This window comes from Nostoc sp. NMS9 (genome assembly GCF_017114995.1).
In the GTDB taxonomy this organism is placed as follows: domain Bacteria; phylum Cyanobacteriota; class Cyanobacteriia; order Cyanobacteriales; family Nostocaceae; genus Nostoc.
This window is the reverse complement of the sequence record NZ_JABXKL010000019.1, coordinates 46,244-63,393: the sequence shown is the minus strand read 5'-3', so window position 1 is coordinate 63,393 and position 17,150 is coordinate 46,244. Positions and strand designations below refer to the sequence as shown.

Here is a 17,150-nt window from a genome sequence, read left to right as displayed (position 1 = left end):
TGTCCGGCTAATTAGTTATAATTCCCTTTCTCTATGCAGAAAGCCCAAAAACCCATCCCCTCTGCACCTCTGCCCCTCTGCCCCTGTGCGGTCTTAATGATAAGTCTTTAACCGGACATGATATAACTCCTAACTCCTCACTCTTAATAATAAATTTAGTCTAATGTCAACCAATCTATTATCTACCTCTGGTGCTATTGGCTTTGGTGGAGTAGTTCAAGAATATCTCTGGAACTGGGAAAATCAGCAATTGCGCGTTGTTTATGAAACCCTCGGTAAAGGTTCACCGCTATTGCTAATACCAGCTTTCAGCAGTGTTTCGACACGTTTGGAAATGGGCGAACTTGCCAAGTTACTAGCTCCCCATTTTCAAGTTGTAGCCATAGACTGGCCTGGATTTGGTGAATCTTCTCGCCCTAGTTTGAATTACCGACCAGAAATATATCAGCAATTTTTGGAAGATTTTGTCAAAGCTATTTTTAATACTCCAATTACTGTGGTGGCGGCTGGTCATGCTGCTAGTTACGTTTTACAATTAGCTGTCAAACAACCTACTGCTTTCTCACAAATTATGTTGTTAGGCCCTACTTGGCGTGGGCCTTTACCGACAATGGGAGCAAGCCAGCAAATAGCTGGCATTGTGAGAGAATTGGTGCGATCGCCTATACTTGGTCAAGCTCTCTACAAACTCAACACTACCCAATCTTTTTTAAGTTTTATGTACCGCCGTCATGTCTTTACTGACGCGGCTAAAATTACACCCAGTTTCATTGAGAAAAAGTGGCACACAACTCAACAACCAGGAGCGCGATTTGCATCTGCTGCCTTTGTAACTGGTAATCTCGATGCTGTACGCGAACAATCTGATTTTTTAGAACTTGTACAGTCTTTAACCGTACCGCTGATGGTAGTAATTGGAGAATCTAGCCCCCCCAAATCACGAGAAGAAATGAACGCTTTGGTAGCCTTACCAGGAGTGAGAAGCGTTGTAATTCCTGGTTCTCTGGGACTACATGAAGAATACCCAGCAGTTGTTTTAGAAGCAGTTCAAGATTTTTTGTTCTCTTCAGAAAATTAAATACTCGCACCAAGACGCAAAGATCATTTTGCACCAAGGTGGGAGATTAAATTTTCTCTATTTGATAATGATTATCACTAATTCTGTGGCATTGTCAAGGTACTAACCTGCGACTTCCCGCAGGATGAATCGGCTTATATGCAATATTTCCACCAGGCTATGCCAACTTATGAATATTTATTACTTATTACAGATGCGTAAAAAGAAAATATTTCTTGATTAAATTATGTGATGATTTTGCTGAAACCCAAAATAACAGCAAGTTCGCACAAAAATAGAAAAAGATTTATCATGGGCGATAATGATTATCCATAAGGTGAGACAAGAGGAATTTAGAGTATGGTGGCTGACGTAATCAACAATTCAGTTCCCGTTACTGTTCTTACAGGCTATTTGGGAGCAGGTAAAACGACTCTACTTAATCACATCCTCACCTACGAACACGGCAAAAAAGTTGCTGTGATTGTCAATGAATTTGGGGAAGTGGGTATTGATAATCAATTGATTATCGATGCAGATGAAGAAATATTTGAAATGAACAATGGCTGTATCTGTTGTACAGTGCGCGGCGACTTAATTCGCATCATTGGCAATTTGATGAAGCGGCGCGATAAATTTGACCATTTAGTAATTGAAACAACTGGATTAGCCGATCCGGCACCAGTAATTCAGACATTTTTTGTTGATGAAGATTTGCAAAGCCAACTGTCTCTAGATGCGGTGGTGACAGTTGTAGATGCGAAGCATATCTCGCAGCACTGGGATGCAGACGAAGCACAAGAACAGATTGCCTTTGCCGATGTAATTTTACTTAATAAAACTGATTTGGTAGCGCCAGAAGAGTTAGATGAATTAGAAAAACGGATTCGGGCGATGAATGCGATCGCAAAAATCTACCGTACCCAAAATTCCGAACTAGGAATGGATGCTTTATTAGGTGTAAAAGCTTTTGATTTAGACCGCGCATTAGAAATTGATTCAGATTTCTTAGGCGAAGATGCCCACGTACACGATGAAACTGTCTTTTCTGTAGCTTTAGTAGAAGCAGGTGCAGTCGATGGAGAAAAATTAAACGCTTGGATTTCCGAGTTACTGCGTACCCAAGGGCCAGATATTTTTCGGATGAAAGGCATTTTAAATATTGCTGGAGAAGATAATCGATTTGTATTCCAGGGAGTACACATGATATTCGATGGCAAACCCGATCGCCCCTGGAAACCCAGCGAAACCCCCAAAAACGAACTAGTTTTCATCGGTCGCAATCTTGATGCAGCCCAACTAAAGCAAGATTTTCTCGCTTGTATAGCATAAAACAAGCTGTTCTTGTGCAGAGGAGACATTAGGGCAGAGGGGAAATAACTAATGCCCAATGCCCAATTCCCAATGCCCCATGCCCCATGCCCTCTTTACAAATATGAACACCACAACCAGCAAATCTAAGGAATTTGAACAACACTATTCGGGGACACTTTCAGATTATGTAACTGCGATCGCTTGGTCGCCACAAGGTCAAACTTTAGCAGCAACTTCCGCCGCCGGTGAAGTAGTTTTGTGGAATGATGGCAAACTCACAACCTTACAAACTGCTAACGGTAAATCGGTAGACTGTCTTGCCTTTTCGCCTGATGGCAAATTTTTAGCCGTTGGTGGACAAGATGGACAGGTGAAAATTTGGCGCGACACCGAATTAATTGCGACGTTGGAAAATGCCCGCGCATGGGTTGACAAGCTAGCTTGGAATTACACTAGTAACCAACTGGCTTTTAGTTTGGGGCGTTACGTCCAAGTTTGGAATGCAGATACTCATGAAATTGTCGTGACGCTGAATTTCGACAACTCTTCAGTCTTGGGTATAGATTGGCGCATTGACGGACAATACTTAGCCATTAGTGGTTACAAGGGAGTCAAGATTTGGCATAGTCAAAGCTGGGATGAAGAACCATACAGCTTAGATATGACTACTGTCAGTTTAGCGATGGCTTGGTCGCCCGATGGCAAATTTCTGGCTTCTGGTAATATGGATCGTAGTGTCACCGTTTTGGAATGGAACAACCCCGATCCTTGGGTGATGCGTGGCTTCCCTGGTAAAATTCGCCAATTGGCATGGTCAGAAGCTATGACTAAAGTAGGTGCGCCAATATTGGCATCTTCTAGCGTTGAAGGTATTGTGGTGTGGGAAAAGCTAGAGGATGATTCTTTAGGTTGGGAAGCGCGAGTATTAACTAATCATGTGGGTGTGATTAATGCGATCGCCTTTGCACCCAAAAGCTTCCTTCTCGCTTCTGCTGCTGCTGACGGCTGGTTATGTTTGTGGAACAAAGCCAAGGAAGTATCCCAAATTCTCACAGGTGTCTCAGCAGGATTTTCCACCTTAGCTTGGCATCCCCAAGGCAAGTTACTGGCCGCAGGTGGTGAACAGGGCGAATTAGTTGTATGGTCAAAGGTTTTGCGGGGTCAAGGATTTGGGCGTAGTTAAGCAATACTCACTAATTAAAGTTGAACCTCGACAATTTATTGGCTATGCTGTATCAGCAAAGGTATCTTTGTAAATTATGAACATTATCAAACTGATTCTACTTGCCTGTCCTGCATTTCTGGTATCCATGCTGCTGGTAGTCAATCCAGCAAACGCATCCAGCCTGAAATCTACATACGCTACCCAAATTGTAACGGTAGTATCTACACAACAAATTCCCGATCTGGTAACACCAAACTTGATTCAAACATCTAATCCGATAATTGATCAACTTGGTTGTAATTGTACCAACTGTGTTCAAGCTAAATTTCAGTCGCTACAAGGCAAGCTGCCATCAGCCCGTTTTTAATAAACTTAGGAGTTATAAATATTGTCGGGGCACAGCATTGCTGTGCCCTTATTAATTTTCTAAGCTTTTTGTACGTAACGATCGCACTGGTTGCGGCATAAATATTTATGATATTCGCTGAAGATCGCGCCTGAAAACGAGGTATGAAAGCTGTTAGGTAAATTCCTAAATACTGAGAAAGCTGCTGGTCAGCTAGTGAAATTGGTGCAATCGCCATCTGCACCCAAGCTGTTAAGCTCTTGTTAAAAGAGCTAGTCCGGGGATTAGAAAACTTGCTAGAGTGAACAGAGTTAGCCTGAATGTCTAATCGCCAAAACCTATACATCTCATGGATTTTGCTAATATTGCATCCCAGCTAAACGCTGGAACGATTTTGCCAGAGGGGATTGTTATTCTCACCCTCTTGGGGGTTTTGATTGTTGATTTGATTTTGGGGCGTACATCCGCACGCTGGATTGGATATCTAGCGATCGCAGGTTTATTTGCTTCGATTGTCGCCCTATATTTTCAATGGGACGCTCCTAATCCCATCGGTTTTACCGGTAGCTTTAATAGTGATGACCTGAGTATCGTCTTTCGCGGTATTATTGCCTTGTCTGCGATCGCAACTATACTGATGTCAATTCGCTACGTTGAGCAGAGCGGCACCGCTTTAGCCGAATTCATCGCTATTTTGCTAAGTGCTACTTTAGGAGGGATGTTTTTATCCGGGGCTAGTGAGTTGGTGATGATTTTCATCTCCCTAGAAACCCTGAGTATTTCCTCTTACTTGTTAACAGGTTATACCAAGCGTGACCCCCGCTCCAATGAAGCGGCGCTGAAATACTTGTTAATTGGAGCTTCCAGTACGGCAATATTTTTGTACGGTGTATCACTGCTGTATGGACTATCTGGAGGACAAACGGAACTTAGTGCGATCGCTAATGGCATTGCCACAGCGAAAGTGGGACAATCTTTAGGTTTAGTGATTGCGTTGGTTTTTGCGATCGCAGGTATTGGCTTCAAAATCTCTGCTGCACCCTTCCACCAGTGGACACCAGACGTTTACGAAGGCGCTCCCACCCCAGTTATCGCCTTTTTATCTGTTGGTTCTAAAGCAGCTGGGTTTGCCCTAGCCATCCGCTTGCTGACAACAGCTTTCCCCCTTGTTGCTGACGAGTGGAGGTTTGTCTTCACAGCTCTAGCCGTTCTCAGCATGATTTTGGGTAACGTTGTCGCCCTAGCTCAAACCAGCATGAAACGGATGCTAGCTTATTCATCCATTGCCCAAGCTGGGTTTGTGATGATTGGCTTGATTGCTGGCACACAGGCAGGATACGCCAGTATGATATTTTACCTACTGGTTTACCTGTTCATGAACCTGTGCGGTTTTACCTGCATTATCCTGTTCTCACTGCGGACGGGAACCGACCAGATTGCCGAATACTCTGGCTTATATCAAAAAGACCCACTCCTAACACTAGCCCTGAGTATCTCCCTGCTTTCCTTGGGTGGTATTCCACCTTTAGCTGGGTTTTTCGGCAAGATTTACTTATTCTGGGCTGGTTGGCAAGCAGGACTTTATTGGTTAGTTTTGTTGGGCTTAGTCACCAGCGTCGTCTCCATCTACTACTACATTCGCGTAGTTAAGATGATGGTAGTCAAAGAACCCCATGAAATGTCCGACGCGGTGAAGAATTATCCACAAGTGCGTTGGGATTTGCCTGGGCTAAGACCTTTACAGGTCGGGTTAGTGGTAACATTAATTGCCACTTCCATAGCAGGGATTTTGTCAAATCCACTGTTTACATTGGCTAACAATTCCATCTCCCATACCCCATTTTTGCAAGCAACAATCAACAGTAGTGTAAAAGCAAAAAACCTTTCGCTTTTACCAAAGTTAGATTCGGTTAGTAAGTCTCAACCCTCAGTTGATTCTACTGCTAAGATTTAACCGAGTCTCAACCAAACTTTGTACTCAAAGACACGCCTGTTTGCTAATTAGCAGACAGGCATTGTCATATCTTTTAACTGAAATTTTATGAGGCTGATTGAATAGGTATTTTAATTACAAATTCTGCACCTTTTCCTGGAACAGAAAAACAGTTAAGTTGCCCTTTATGTTTTTCGACTATAATCTGATAGCTTATATATAGCCCTAGTCCAGTACCTTTGCCCACAGTTTTAGTGGTAAAAAACGGATCAAATACTTTTGAGCGAACTTGTTCATTTATCCCCAAACCATTATCAGCAATACTAACCGCTATCCATTTTTCATCGATTAGCTCAGTTTTAATTTGAATTTGAGGATTATTATTTATCAGTTTTTGATTGTCAGTTGTTTGTGTATTTACTGCTGAATACTGACTGTTGAGCGCCGATACCTCCAGTGCATCGATCGCATTAGCAAGAATATTCATAAACACTTGATTAAGTTGACCAGGGTAGCAAATTACATTCGGCAGTTTACTATATTTTTTGATGATTTTGATTTCTGGGTACTCATGTGTAGCTTGCAGGCGATGCTCCAAAATCATTAAAGTACTATTAATTCCTTCATGGATATTGACTTGCTTAAGTTCTGCTTCATCAAGTCTGGAAAAATTACGTAGTGATTTAACAATTTCCTGAATGCGCTCTGTTCCCACTGTCATTGATTGGAAAAGTTTAGTTATATCTTTAATCAGAAAATCTAAGTCTATTTCTTCTACTTTATCTTGGATTTCTGGAGGACTACTTGGACAAAATTGTTGATAAATTTGCACCAATTTCAGTAAATCCTGAGTGTATTTATAAGCGTGGTGAAGATTCCCATAAATAAAACTTACAGGATTGTTAATTTCATGGGCAATACCAGCAACCATCTGACCTAAACTAGACATTTTCTCAGCTTGGATAAGCTGAGTTTGGGTAAGTTGTAGTTCGTTTAGTGTTTCTTGTAAAGCAGTTGTACGTTCTTCAACCCGAATTTCTAGCTCTTGATTTGCTTTCCAAAGCGCTTCCTCCGCTTGTTTTCGTCTCTGCACTTCCTTTGCTAACTCATCGATTTTCTCGTTCAAGAGAACGAAATTACTGCTGGCTAAAGTTCTATTTTCCAAGCGTAAGAGAATTAAAGCTGAACATTCAGGAGACCAAGGTTGAATAACGGCTCCTTGACTACGACATATTAACGTTTGTCCATCATTCTTTCGTAAAGTTAAGGAGCCAATAACCATTGCCCTGCTACTTGAACAAGCTTGCAAGTACTTTACAACATCGTTGGCAGGCTCAGTTACAAGTTCAAAGATCATTTTCCCCCGCAGTTCCTGACGGCGTAACCCCAGCATATCTGTTACTGGTTGATTGGTAGCTAACAACTGACCCTCTCCACTCACCAGGAGTAAAGGTTCTGGTAAAACTCTGGCAAGTTCAAGAAATTGTTCAGGAGTCATGAAGCTTCCAATTTCAGAGTTCGACTATACTTCACATATGTGCACTAAGCTTGTATCGCGTAGTTATTTTGGTGCTGACAAGTTTACACAGATTCTAGTCCCCTAAAGTATTCTCGACCTTTTGCATCTTCTGCCTCTTCAGTAAATTTTAAGTAAATAATAACTCTACATCCAGAAGCACCCTCTGCTATAGTCTCTTGCAATTCTACTTTCGCATACCCCAGATTATTAGCTGCGATCGTTCCAAAAACGTTTGAAGTCATCATACACATGGCAGGGCGATTAAGTACTTTGTCGCCAAATGGGCAAACACGGTTGCCAAAGACAATTTTTTCATCATTTTGCTCAATAACATAAAAATCGCCCTGGATTCGTCTTTTTAAATCAATCAAGATATCAGCTACCTGCTTACGAGAAAGGTTAGAGATTTCCAGGGCAGATTTATAATCTTGGTTAATCTGCCTACCCATCCTTTCACCAACGACGCTAATAAATCCCGAAACTTCTTCTAAGCCAACTACATCTTGCAAAGTGCCAGATAATTCTCTGATTAATGTACGTAAAAATATATCGCGTTCTAAAGAAAGATTAAGTGTAGCTATTGAATGGTTAAGTGGATTGGTCATAAATTTTGAGGACACAATATTGAAACTACAGTTATAGAGTTCCCTAAAATGCCTTTAAAGTAACTTCTGAACCTTGTTATTGCGACAGTTCCTGATTTTGCAAAGTCCCTTCTACCTTACGTCCTCATTATCACCCCATACGCTACTTTTAAGGCTTGATCCTCCCTAACCCTCCTTAAAAAGGAGGAAATTAAGCCCCACTTTTTAAGAGGAGCCAGCGCGGTGAGGCAGCCCCCGTCTTGGCGGTTTCTGTCGTTAGCGCTAGCGGTAGCGTTCGCGCAGCGTCTCGTAGAGAGGAACGAGCGTCTGGGGGACTGCCGAACCCGAAGGGTCTTGGGATCTCCCCAAGTGGAGCAAGTGGCGTGGGTTGGGAGGATCTTCCAGCAGTATGACCTGCTACCACATTGAACATTTATTTTTCCTAATATTAATTTGAATAATTTTTATATTTATCACTTTAAGAAATTGGAATAGTGATTATAAACTCAGAACCTTTTTCTAACACAGAATTTACTTCTAGAGTTCCTTTATGTTTTTGGACAATTATTTGATAAGCAATTGATAATCCTAATCCTGTTCCTTTTCCCACAGGTTTTGTTGTGAATAAATGATCAAACATTTTTTGCTGAACATCAGCCGATATTCCCACCCCATTATCTTGAATCCGAATCGAGACGTGATTCTTATCTTCAGTGAGGGCAGTCTGAATTGTAATTTGATTGGGATTTAGCTTAATATCATTAAAACTCAGTCCAGCATTAGACTCATCTAAAGCATCAATGGCATTTGCCAAGAGATTCATAAATACCTGATTCAATTGTCCTGGAAAGCATTCTACTAGCGGAAGTTCTTCGTAATATTGAACTACTTGAATAGCAGGACGAATCTTATTAGCTTGTAAACGGTGCTTGAGAATGAGGAGAGTACTGTTAATACCTTCATGAATATTAAACAGAATTTTTTGTTCTGTATCTGCTCTAGAGAAAGTTCGCAGGCTGTTGCTAATATTGGAAATACGATCTGTACCTTCTTTCATTGAGGAAATGAGTTTAGGTAGATCCTCGCGCACGTATTCTAGGTCAATCATTTTGATTGTTTCTTGAATTTGCTGAGATGTTTTGGGATAGGTCTGCTGATAGAGGTCAATTAGATGTAATAAATTATCAATATACTCTTTAGCCGGAGTCAGATTACCTGCAATAAAGCCAACTGGGTTGTTAATTTCATGAGCTACATCTGCTACCATGCTTCCCAAAGTAGACATCTTATTCTCCATTATCTGAAGATTAAGAAGCATTATTTCTAGCTCATGGCTTCTTTCTTCTAACTTATTTTGATATTCCTTTAATTCATCAATTACTCTCCTGAGTAAACATTCTTTTTTTCGATTTGTTTCTTCAAGTTTTATCCGGTCTGATTCAGAGCGCTCTAATTTTTTATGGAGAATTCTATTGGCTTTTTTTAATTCCTTAATTTCTTGTTGATAATCTAATATTTCCATTAATTTTTACTGATTTCCCAAAATTAAAGTTACAAAAGTTTCATTGTGGAATTGCGTCTGGCTAATTCCATCTATAGGAGCAATTTCTCCATAAGAATAAAATCCACAGCTAGGTAAATAGTCAGTTAGACAAAGTTTTGTATTCTGATACTCTTCTTGTGCCCTCGTACCAAGTATTTGCCGACGAGCTACACATGAAAAAAATAAAACAGCACTTGGTTCTGTACCTGAATAATTATCTAAGGCATTCATGAATGATGCTTTTGAAGCTGCCAGAATATCTTCATAAGCTGCTTCTGAAATTTGAATAACTGCTTGATCGGGAATATCTCCAAAAAAAGTTATGCTACCAGATTCCTGATTGTAAGCAATAGGTGCTCTTATATAAAAATTTTCTCCTTTCTGATCAAACACTGCTAGTGGATATTCCATTGAAGGAGGAAGCAAACCTAGATAATGATGATAAAAATCTAAAGCTGGCTTACCATCTATTTCATAGACTATGTTTTTATCTACCTTAGTCACTTTGCTTGTTTGACCGATGGGATGCCAACCACTTGCAACAGCGTGGGAAAACAAGATTGTGCCGGAAAAAAGCAGAATTGGTACAGAATCACTTAATACTTGTGTTTGAAAAAATTGATATGTATTTTGATATCTTGACTGATCGCCTGCCAAACCACCGAATATTGGCACATATTGACCAAGAGCTAGCTTTAAGCCATTCAATATAGAGACACCACTAGTTGTGAGGCTCTCTGGATGAGTTAAGCATAGCTTTGGAGGTGCGGTACTTTTTGCTTTGGCTTGCTCCACAGCTTGTTTAGTTGCAGTAATTGGATCGGCTGAAACTTTGCGTCCAACTCCTGCATGAATTTCAACTTCGTCTGAGCAAAACAACATCAAGGTGATTGAGTCCTGCTGAAATTCTAAGACTGAAGAAATTTCTCCGTCTGTTGTTCCACCAATCAACTCAATTCCCGGAAAAGCTTGATGAATTTGCTGCAAAATGAGAGAATGATCAAAGTCAATTGCAGCAAAAATAATCCCAGCTTTTGGTATATCTCCTGCAAGAGAACTGGCACATTGCTGAAGAACTTCTTCAACTGCTGAGAGAGAATCTGGATCGTTACTGTGACCTACTACTGCCTTGAACATAAATTTATTTATTATGTTTATAAACGGAACTTACTATAATTATTAAATGGGAAGTTTAATGATAAACTCTGAACCTTGCCCTATTGATGAATTTACCTCTAGAGTTCCTCCATGTTTTTCGACAACAATTTGACGGGCAATTGATAATCCTAATCCTGTACCTTGACCCACAGGCTTGGTGGTGAATAAATAGTCAAAGATTTTTTCTTGGACATCAGCCGACATTCCCACGCCATTATCTTTAATCCTAATCAAGATATAATTTTTCTCTTCAGTGAGAGTAGTTTGAATTAAAATTTGATTAGGATTTGCTTCAATCTCCATATAGGTAAGTCCTACATTAGACTCCTCTAAAGCATCAATAGCATTAGCTAATAAATTCATAAATACCTGATTGAGTTGTCCGATAAAACATTCTAATTCTGGCAATATATCGTAATCTCTAATTACTTGAATATCGGGTCGAACTTCGGATGCTTTTAAACGGTGTTTGAGAATCATAATTGTACTGTCTATGCCATCATGAATATTGCAATAAACTTTGCGATCGCTATCTGCTCGAGAAAAGGTTCTCAAGCTGGTACTAATGTTGCGAATGCGCTGAACTCCCTCTTTCATTGAGGAAATTAAATTAGGTAGATCGGCAAGTATATACTTCAAATCTATCGCTGCAATTTCCTCTTGAATTTCTGGAACTGGATTAGGATAGTGCTGATGATAGAGGTCAATAATGTTAATCATGTCTTGGAAATATACTGAAGCGTGTCCAAGATTGCCATGAATGAAACCAACTGGATTATTAATTTCATGAGCAACTCCTGCTACTAATTGACCAAGGGCTGACATTTTTTCTGTCTGTACAAGCTGAAGTTGAGACTCTTGTAGGTCTTTTAATGCCCTAGATAATGCTGATGTCCTTTCTAAAACTCGTTTTTCTAAAGTTTTTGTGAGATTTCGTAATTGAAGATGGGTTTTAATTCTAGCTAATAATTCTTCTTCATGAAAGGGTTTTGTGATGTAATCAACTGCTCCGATGTTTAGACCCTTTACCTTACTATGAGTATCAGAATTGGCTGTCATAAAAATTACGGGTATATCACAAGTAGCTGAATTTTCTTTGAGTTTTTTACAAGTTTCAAATCCATCTATTCCTGGCATCATCACATCTAATAAAATTAAATCGGGAAGTTGGAACTCAACCTGCTTAAGTGCTCTTTCTCCATCATTTTCTGTGATAACTTTAAAGCCTACATTAGTTAATGTATTAAAGACAATTTCTAAATTAGTAGTAGTATCATCTACTACTAATATCAAACTCTCTTTTGGGGTATAAAGCATTTTCATATCTGGTTTTTCATTCATATATTTAAATTAATTTTATTCATTGTTAGTTATTTCCTATTTGCCCTGCGATCGCAGCTAAGTCACCTCTATTTTATTGGCAGACTGACTGCAAATTTCTCGTCTGACAACCCTATAGTTCCCAAAAACTGTGATAACAGCAACATTTTCACACTAAATTGCCTACAGCTTTTTGCTGAAGCGATCGCTAATGGACATCAATCACCAATTTTAATTTTCACCAAAGTTTAAAATCCTTTTTTATAAAGGCGAACGGTCTGAAATTAGTTATTTTTACCCTTGTTTTATTAGAAAATTAGCGCTAACTAAGAACAATATTCTTGATGCCATAAGTTAATATTTTCGGGAGCATCCAGTTTTGGAAGATATACAAGTTTTAGGAGAATATAACAGAGATAAACAAGTGTGAATCAGCAAGCATGAACCAGGATAAACAAGAACGGCTCAAAGCCTGCTTAGAAGAATTGGCAACATTGTTGTATGAAGAAGCTGACAAAAGTCAGGTGATAGACCTTGAAGGCAAAGAAAAAACAGTACGGAGTCAAATATTAGAACTGGTAAGTCCAGAAATAGCCCTTTTTTTATCGAACAAACAACCAAAACAAAAGTAGGCAAAACTAGGAAAGTCAAAAGCCTAGTAGGGAAACTAAAAGTAAAAGCCAAACAGTTACAGAGACTGGGTTTGAAGCCAAGAAGTCGTTTAAGTCCATTACTTCAAAAATGCTGTTTGCGACTATCAGCCAATGAATCATACCAAAAAGCAGAAATCGAGATTGAAGCATTAACAGGAGTGAAAGTTGGTCACACGACGCAACAAAAACTAGTTCTCGAACAAGATTTTCAACTGCCACAAGCAAAACAAGCCGTGTCAGAAGTGAGTGTAGATGGTGGAAAAGTAAGACTGCGGAGCAAATCGCAAGTAGGTTGTCACTGGCGAGACTATAAAACCGTTCGTCTACAAGGAATTTACTATGGCGCATTTTTTGATGACAGCCAATCATTAGTTGATTATGTCAATAGCCAGTGTCTAGTTAACCCGCTTCTATGCTTGGGAGATGGTCATGATGGTGTGTGGAATTTAGTCAAAGAGTTTGGTAAAACAGAGCCTTTTGAGCGTTGGGAAATCTTAGATTGGTATCAACGATAAAGAAAATCTCTATACTGTGTTCTATTGGTTCTGGAGCAGTTGAATCTGCTTTTCTAAGCTATAGGTTTTGACTATCCCAGGAAGATTGAGGTTTTTGGTGATGATATATTGATTTCGGAACTGAGCTATTTCCGCAAAGCTAGGATATTCATTCCGCATCAATTTGAGAACGACTGATTTTTGGTCTTCTTCTCTAATACCCCGATAAACCAGGGTTTTACTGCCTGAGTAGATTTGTTCAGTAATGCGATAGCCAGGAAACGAATATAACCCTCTTTTGTCACTTTGGGAGAATCCAATCACCCAAACCCTTACGGGGCTTTAGTTTCCACTTTTTGCCTATAAATTTTAGTTTCTGTTAGAAAATAGAACTTCAAACCTAGATTAAATCAAAGTCTCAGAATTTGGCTGAGATTATTGTTTTCCTAGAGTGACAAAAGAGGGTTAATGTATCCAATACTACTAACATTGCAGACTAGGCTCATAGTTATTGTTTCTATGGCTTATTATTCCCGCGCAAAGACTATCCTCATCATGAAATAGGATTTTTTTGTCTAATTTGTATTAGAAAATATGACTTTTAATATATTTTTTTTACTAAATATCTGAATCTTAAACTGTAGCGTTTCCTCATCAAGTTAAGTACATATCAAAACCTCAACCACAACCCCTCTCCGAACTGACGAAGAGGGAAGATAAAGTACAGCTTTACCGGGCTAAGGTAAAGCTGTACCTCACTAAATAATGATGATTTGTCAATATAAGTGTTTTTGAACTAACTATTTTATCCGCTTTTAATCGGACACCAGTATAGATGGTGTATTTTTGGCTGCGATAATAATAACGAGCACAAATACTACTTGATTTTTTGTTTAATAAAAGTCACAACCTGAGTTAGCTGTTTCTTCAAACCATCAATTTCTGTTTGCATTTTGACAATTTTCTCATTCAATGCATTAATCTCTGCCTCGGAGACTCCTCCAGTACTAGGGGTTGCGACACTAGGAATTGCAACGCTAGGGGCTACTACCGTACTATTGGCGACATCAGAGGTTGATGATGTGCCGTTTTTTACGGAAACTCCTGCTCCTACTGAAACTAGTTCTGGGCGTGGCTGTTTCGCCTTAGCCATAGCTAACTTAATCGCGCCAATTAGTTGTTTCTGATCAAAAGGCTTGCCCAGAAATTCAAAATATTCAAATGGTTCTGTGATTTTCTCCGTCACTTCTTCCTTGCGACCAGACATGATCACTAAAGGAATTTTCCTTAATTCTGGGTGGGCTTGAACTTGCTGAAAAACTTCCCAGCCACTCATTTTAGGTAACAGGAAATCCAGCATAATCAGGCTGAGTTTTTCCTGAAGGATGAAATTTAGTCCTTCCACACCGTCTTTTGCTTCTAGTACCTCAAAATTGCCCGGAGGCAACATTTCTCGTACTTTTACCCTGACAACTGTAGTGTCATCGATAACTAAAATCTTGTTGCTTGCCACGACTGTTTGCTCTAACAGAAACTATAAGTGTAAATAGCGGCTTTGCCGATTGTCCTTGAGAATCCTCCCACTATATACATAATTTCTAGCAATTGGGGGATAGTATATTTCGGTATAAATGACATTGTTAGAGGTGTTTTGCAAAACTTTTGCTTGTGCTCTTTTAAATTTGTGTCATTGTGATATTTAATCAACAGACCACTACATCTATATCCGCATCTTGCTTGGATGTCTATGATTTCGTCACAACAAGCCGAACTAAAGTCTGAAATTATGGCAATGCCTAGCTGGTTACGTCGCCCAATTGGTAAAGCCAGTGAAATCTCTACCGTACAACGCATTATTAAGCAGCGCCAAATTCACACGATTTGCGAAGAAGGACGCTGCCCTAACCGCGGAGAGTGCTATGCCCAAAAAACTGCAACTTTTTTGCTAATGGGGCCTACTTGTACACGCTCTTGTGCTTTCTGTCAAGTAGATAAAGGTCATGCACCAATGCCTCTTGATTTAGAGGAACCTGAAAAGGTTGCCCAGGCGGTGCAGCTTTTGGGATTGCGTTATGTGGTGCTGACTTCTGTAGCCCGTGATGACTTGCCCGATCAGGGTGCAGGGCACTTTGTAGAGACGATCGCGACTATCCGCCAATTGAACCCAGAGACTCAAATTGAAGTGCTGACCCCAGATTTTTGGGGTGGTGCTGGTGTTCGAGAGTCAGGTCAACGCCAGCGGATAGGGATGATTGTCAAAGCCAAACCAGCTTGTTTTAATCACAATATCGAGACAGTGCAACGATTAACTGGCCCAGTGCGCCGGGGAGCCAAGTACGATCGCTCGCTCTTGGTGCTGGCTACGGTTAAAGAAATCGATTCGACAATTCCCACCAAATCAGGTTTGATGCTGGGACACGGAGAAACACTTGATGAAGTCATTGAAGCAATGACTGATTTAAGGACTGTGGGGTGCGATCGCTTGACTATCGGGCAGTATATGCGTCCTTCTCTAGAACATTTGCCAGTCCAAAAATATTGGACTCCAGAGGAATTCGATCGGCTTGGCAGATTAGCATGGAAAATGGGATTCAATCATGTTCGTTCTGGGCCTCTGGTTCGCAGTTCCTATCATGCTGGAGAGGAAGGAGTAAGGAGTGGGGAGTAGGGAGCACAGGAGCACAGGAGCACAGGAGCACAGGAGCAGGGAAAGAAAACACCCAATGCCCGATGCCCAATACCCAATGCCCAATGCCCCATGCCCAATCCCCAATTCCTAACTTCACACAAATATTCTTAAAGAATTTGGGTATTTGGTACGCCAGTTTGGTATTTCTTAAAAAGTCATGACATAAGGAGAATCGCATTATGACTTCTAAACCTAACAATTCGCCAGTTGCCGACAGCGGAGCTAAACCTCCCTACGCCTATCGCACAGGCTGGGCACTGTTCTTATTAGCGATCAATTTCCTGGTAGCAGCCTACTATTTCCACATTATTGAATAATTAGAAGTGGAATGGTGCTGCTCAAATCGTTCCTTTGAATAAACCTTTGGGACGAATGAGCAGCACCAAAATCATGATGAACAGCGCGACACCTTGTTTATACTGTGAACCCAGCCAAGGAGTGCTGATTTCCTGGACGATGCCAATGATAAAAGCTGCTGCGATCGCACCGTAGGGATTGCCAATCCCACCAAGAATTACCGAGGCAAACAATGGTAATATTAAAAACCAACCCATATTCGGGCGCACGGCTGTAATTAACCCATACATACTGCCGCCCAATGACGTAAGAGTGCCAGCTATTAGCCAAGTCCAGAAAATTACTCGGTCAACATTGATACCTGAAACCCTGGCTAAGTCCAGATCGTCAGCAACTGCTCGCATCGCCTTACCAATTTTGGTATTTTGCAGCAGGTAATGCAGCGCCAAAATTGCTAGCACCGCCAACCCTAATACCAATAATTGATTTTGCGGTATCTTTAAACCCAAAATATCTAAAGCCGGAGTAACAGGTAAATTATAATTTTGGTTCTTGCCACCCCAGATAAAAATAATCCCATTGCGAAGAAATAAGGCAAGTCCGATAGAAATAATAATCAGCGTAGTGGAAGTAGCACGGATAGAGCGCATCTTTGACCACAGTAACTTTTCCGATAACAGCATTGCTGCTACTGTTCCCGCCGCCGCTAGGATCATCGACAGCCAAATATTGACTCCAATGGTGTTTATCAACCAGGTGAGATAGGCTCCTAAAGTGAGAAAGTCACCATGAGCAAAGTTAGATAGCCGTAAAATTCCATAAGTAAGAGTCAGTCCAACTGCGGCTAGAGCAATAATGCTCCCCACCGCAATCCCATTAACGATTAGTTGGGCGAATTGTGCATCCATAAGTCTTAAGTTGTGTTTAGAAAATTTTAGGTTAGTGGTTCATACAATAATTTTTTTTGGACTAGCTGCTAAACTCGACATCATAAGTTATGGTTTATAACAACATAAGTTATCGTTTATAAATAAAAAAGAATTGTCCGCTAATATACATAAAATCCTTTTGGGATTTT

Annotated in this window: 16 protein-coding genes and 1 pseudogene; 8 read left to right on the top strand and 9 right to left on the bottom strand. The window is 40.3% G+C overall.

Translation table 11 applies throughout. The features are described 5' to 3' along the window. Positions 1-163: 163 nt before the first annotated feature. From HWQ40_RS07100 to HWQ40_RS07080, 5 genes are all read left to right on the top strand, one after another. Positions 164-1,078, top strand: a complete 915-nt coding sequence (locus tag HWQ40_RS07100; protein WP_292776012.1) for an alpha/beta hydrolase — start codon at positions 164-166, stop codon at positions 1,076-1,078. Positions 1,079-1,417: 339 nt separating this feature from the next. After that, positions 1,418-2,389: a GTP-binding protein gene (locus HWQ40_RS07095; RefSeq protein ID WP_292776010.1), complete on the top strand. Its 972-nt coding sequence runs from the start codon at positions 1,418-1,420 to the stop codon at positions 2,387-2,389. Between the two features lie 103 nt (positions 2,390-2,492). Beyond that, positions 2,493-3,554 carry a hypothetical protein gene (locus tag HWQ40_RS07090; RefSeq protein WP_292776382.1) on the top strand — a complete coding sequence of 354 codons (1,062 nt, stop codon included), beginning with the start codon at positions 2,493-2,495 and terminating at the stop codon, positions 3,552-3,554. Positions 3,555-3,630: 76 nt separating this feature from the next. Further along, a complete protein-coding gene (locus tag HWQ40_RS07085; protein WP_292776008.1) occupies positions 3,631-3,903 on the top strand; it encodes a hypothetical protein in 273 nt (90 codons plus the stop codon). Between the two features lie 328 nt (positions 3,904-4,231). Then, on the top strand, positions 4,232-5,836 hold the full coding sequence (locus HWQ40_RS07080; RefSeq protein WP_292776006.1) for an NAD(P)H-quinone oxidoreductase subunit N: 1,605 nt from the start codon (positions 4,232-4,234) through the stop codon (positions 5,834-5,836). A gap of 85 nt (positions 5,837-5,921) precedes the next feature. Here the strand turns inward: HWQ40_RS07080 and HWQ40_RS07075 are convergent, their stop codons facing one another. From HWQ40_RS07075 to HWQ40_RS07050, 6 genes are all read right to left on the bottom strand, one after another. After that, a complete protein-coding gene (locus tag HWQ40_RS07075) occupies positions 5,922-7,313 on the bottom strand; it encodes an ATP-binding protein (RefSeq protein ID WP_292776004.1) in 1,392 nt (463 codons plus the stop codon). An 83-nt stretch (positions 7,314-7,396) separates the two neighbouring features. Continuing rightward, complete coding sequence (locus tag HWQ40_RS07070; RefSeq protein ID WP_292776002.1) at positions 7,397-7,939, bottom strand: methanogen output domain 1-containing protein; 543 nt, start codon at positions 7,937-7,939, stop codon at positions 7,397-7,399. 190 nt (positions 7,940-8,129) lie between these two features. After that, positions 8,130-8,351 carry a hypothetical protein gene (locus HWQ40_RS07065; RefSeq protein WP_292776000.1) on the bottom strand — a complete coding sequence of 74 codons (222 nt, stop codon included), beginning with the start codon at positions 8,349-8,351 and terminating at the stop codon, positions 8,130-8,132. A 45-nt stretch (positions 8,352-8,396) separates the two neighbouring features. After that, positions 8,397-9,440, bottom strand: coding sequence for an ATP-binding protein (locus tag HWQ40_RS07060; RefSeq protein WP_292775997.1), 1,044 nt, complete (start codon positions 9,438-9,440; stop codon positions 8,397-8,399). A 6-nt stretch (positions 9,441-9,446) separates the two neighbouring features. Beyond that, a complete protein-coding gene (locus tag HWQ40_RS07055) occupies positions 9,447-10,598 on the bottom strand; it encodes an FIST N-terminal domain-containing protein (RefSeq protein ID WP_292775995.1) in 1,152 nt (383 codons plus the stop codon). Between the two features lie 42 nt (positions 10,599-10,640). Next, positions 10,641-11,960, bottom strand: coding sequence for a response regulator (locus HWQ40_RS07050; RefSeq protein ID WP_292775993.1), 1,320 nt, complete (start codon positions 11,958-11,960; stop codon positions 10,641-10,643). 419 nt (positions 11,961-12,379) lie between these two features. Between HWQ40_RS07050 and HWQ40_RS07045 the strand changes: the two are divergent. Then, positions 12,380-13,104: pseudogene (locus HWQ40_RS07045) on the top strand (ISKra4 family transposase); the annotation flags it as partial. 24 nt (positions 13,105-13,128) lie between these two features. Here HWQ40_RS07045 and HWQ40_RS07040 read toward each other — a convergent pair. Next, positions 13,129-13,410 (bottom strand): hypothetical protein, encoded by a 282-nt coding sequence (locus HWQ40_RS07040; protein WP_292775992.1) that lies wholly within the window; start codon positions 13,408-13,410, stop codon positions 13,129-13,131. A 553-nt stretch (positions 13,411-13,963) separates the two neighbouring features. Further along, on the bottom strand, positions 13,964-14,599 hold the full coding sequence (locus tag HWQ40_RS07035) for a response regulator (protein ID WP_292775990.1): 636 nt from the start codon (positions 14,597-14,599) through the stop codon (positions 13,964-13,966). 234 nt (positions 14,600-14,833) lie between these two features. On the opposite strand from HWQ40_RS07035, the gene lipA reads away from it, so the two are divergent. Both lipA and HWQ40_RS07025 read left to right on the top strand, forming a co-directional pair. Further along, positions 14,834-15,754: a lipoyl synthase gene (gene lipA, locus HWQ40_RS07030; protein WP_292776380.1), complete on the top strand. Its 921-nt coding sequence runs from the start codon at positions 14,834-14,836 to the stop codon at positions 15,752-15,754. Positions 15,755-15,954: 200 nt separating this feature from the next. Further along, positions 15,955-16,092 (top strand): photosystem I protein PsaX, encoded by a 138-nt coding sequence (locus HWQ40_RS07025; RefSeq protein ID WP_292775988.1) that lies wholly within the window; start codon positions 15,955-15,957, stop codon positions 16,090-16,092. A 21-nt stretch (positions 16,093-16,113) separates the two neighbouring features. Here HWQ40_RS07025 and HWQ40_RS07020 read toward each other — a convergent pair whose 3' ends face one another. Further along, entirely contained in the window at positions 16,114-16,980 is an 867-nt protein-coding gene (locus tag HWQ40_RS07020; protein WP_292775986.1) for a branched-chain amino acid ABC transporter permease, read from the bottom strand. Positions 16,981-17,150 lie beyond the last annotated feature (170 nt).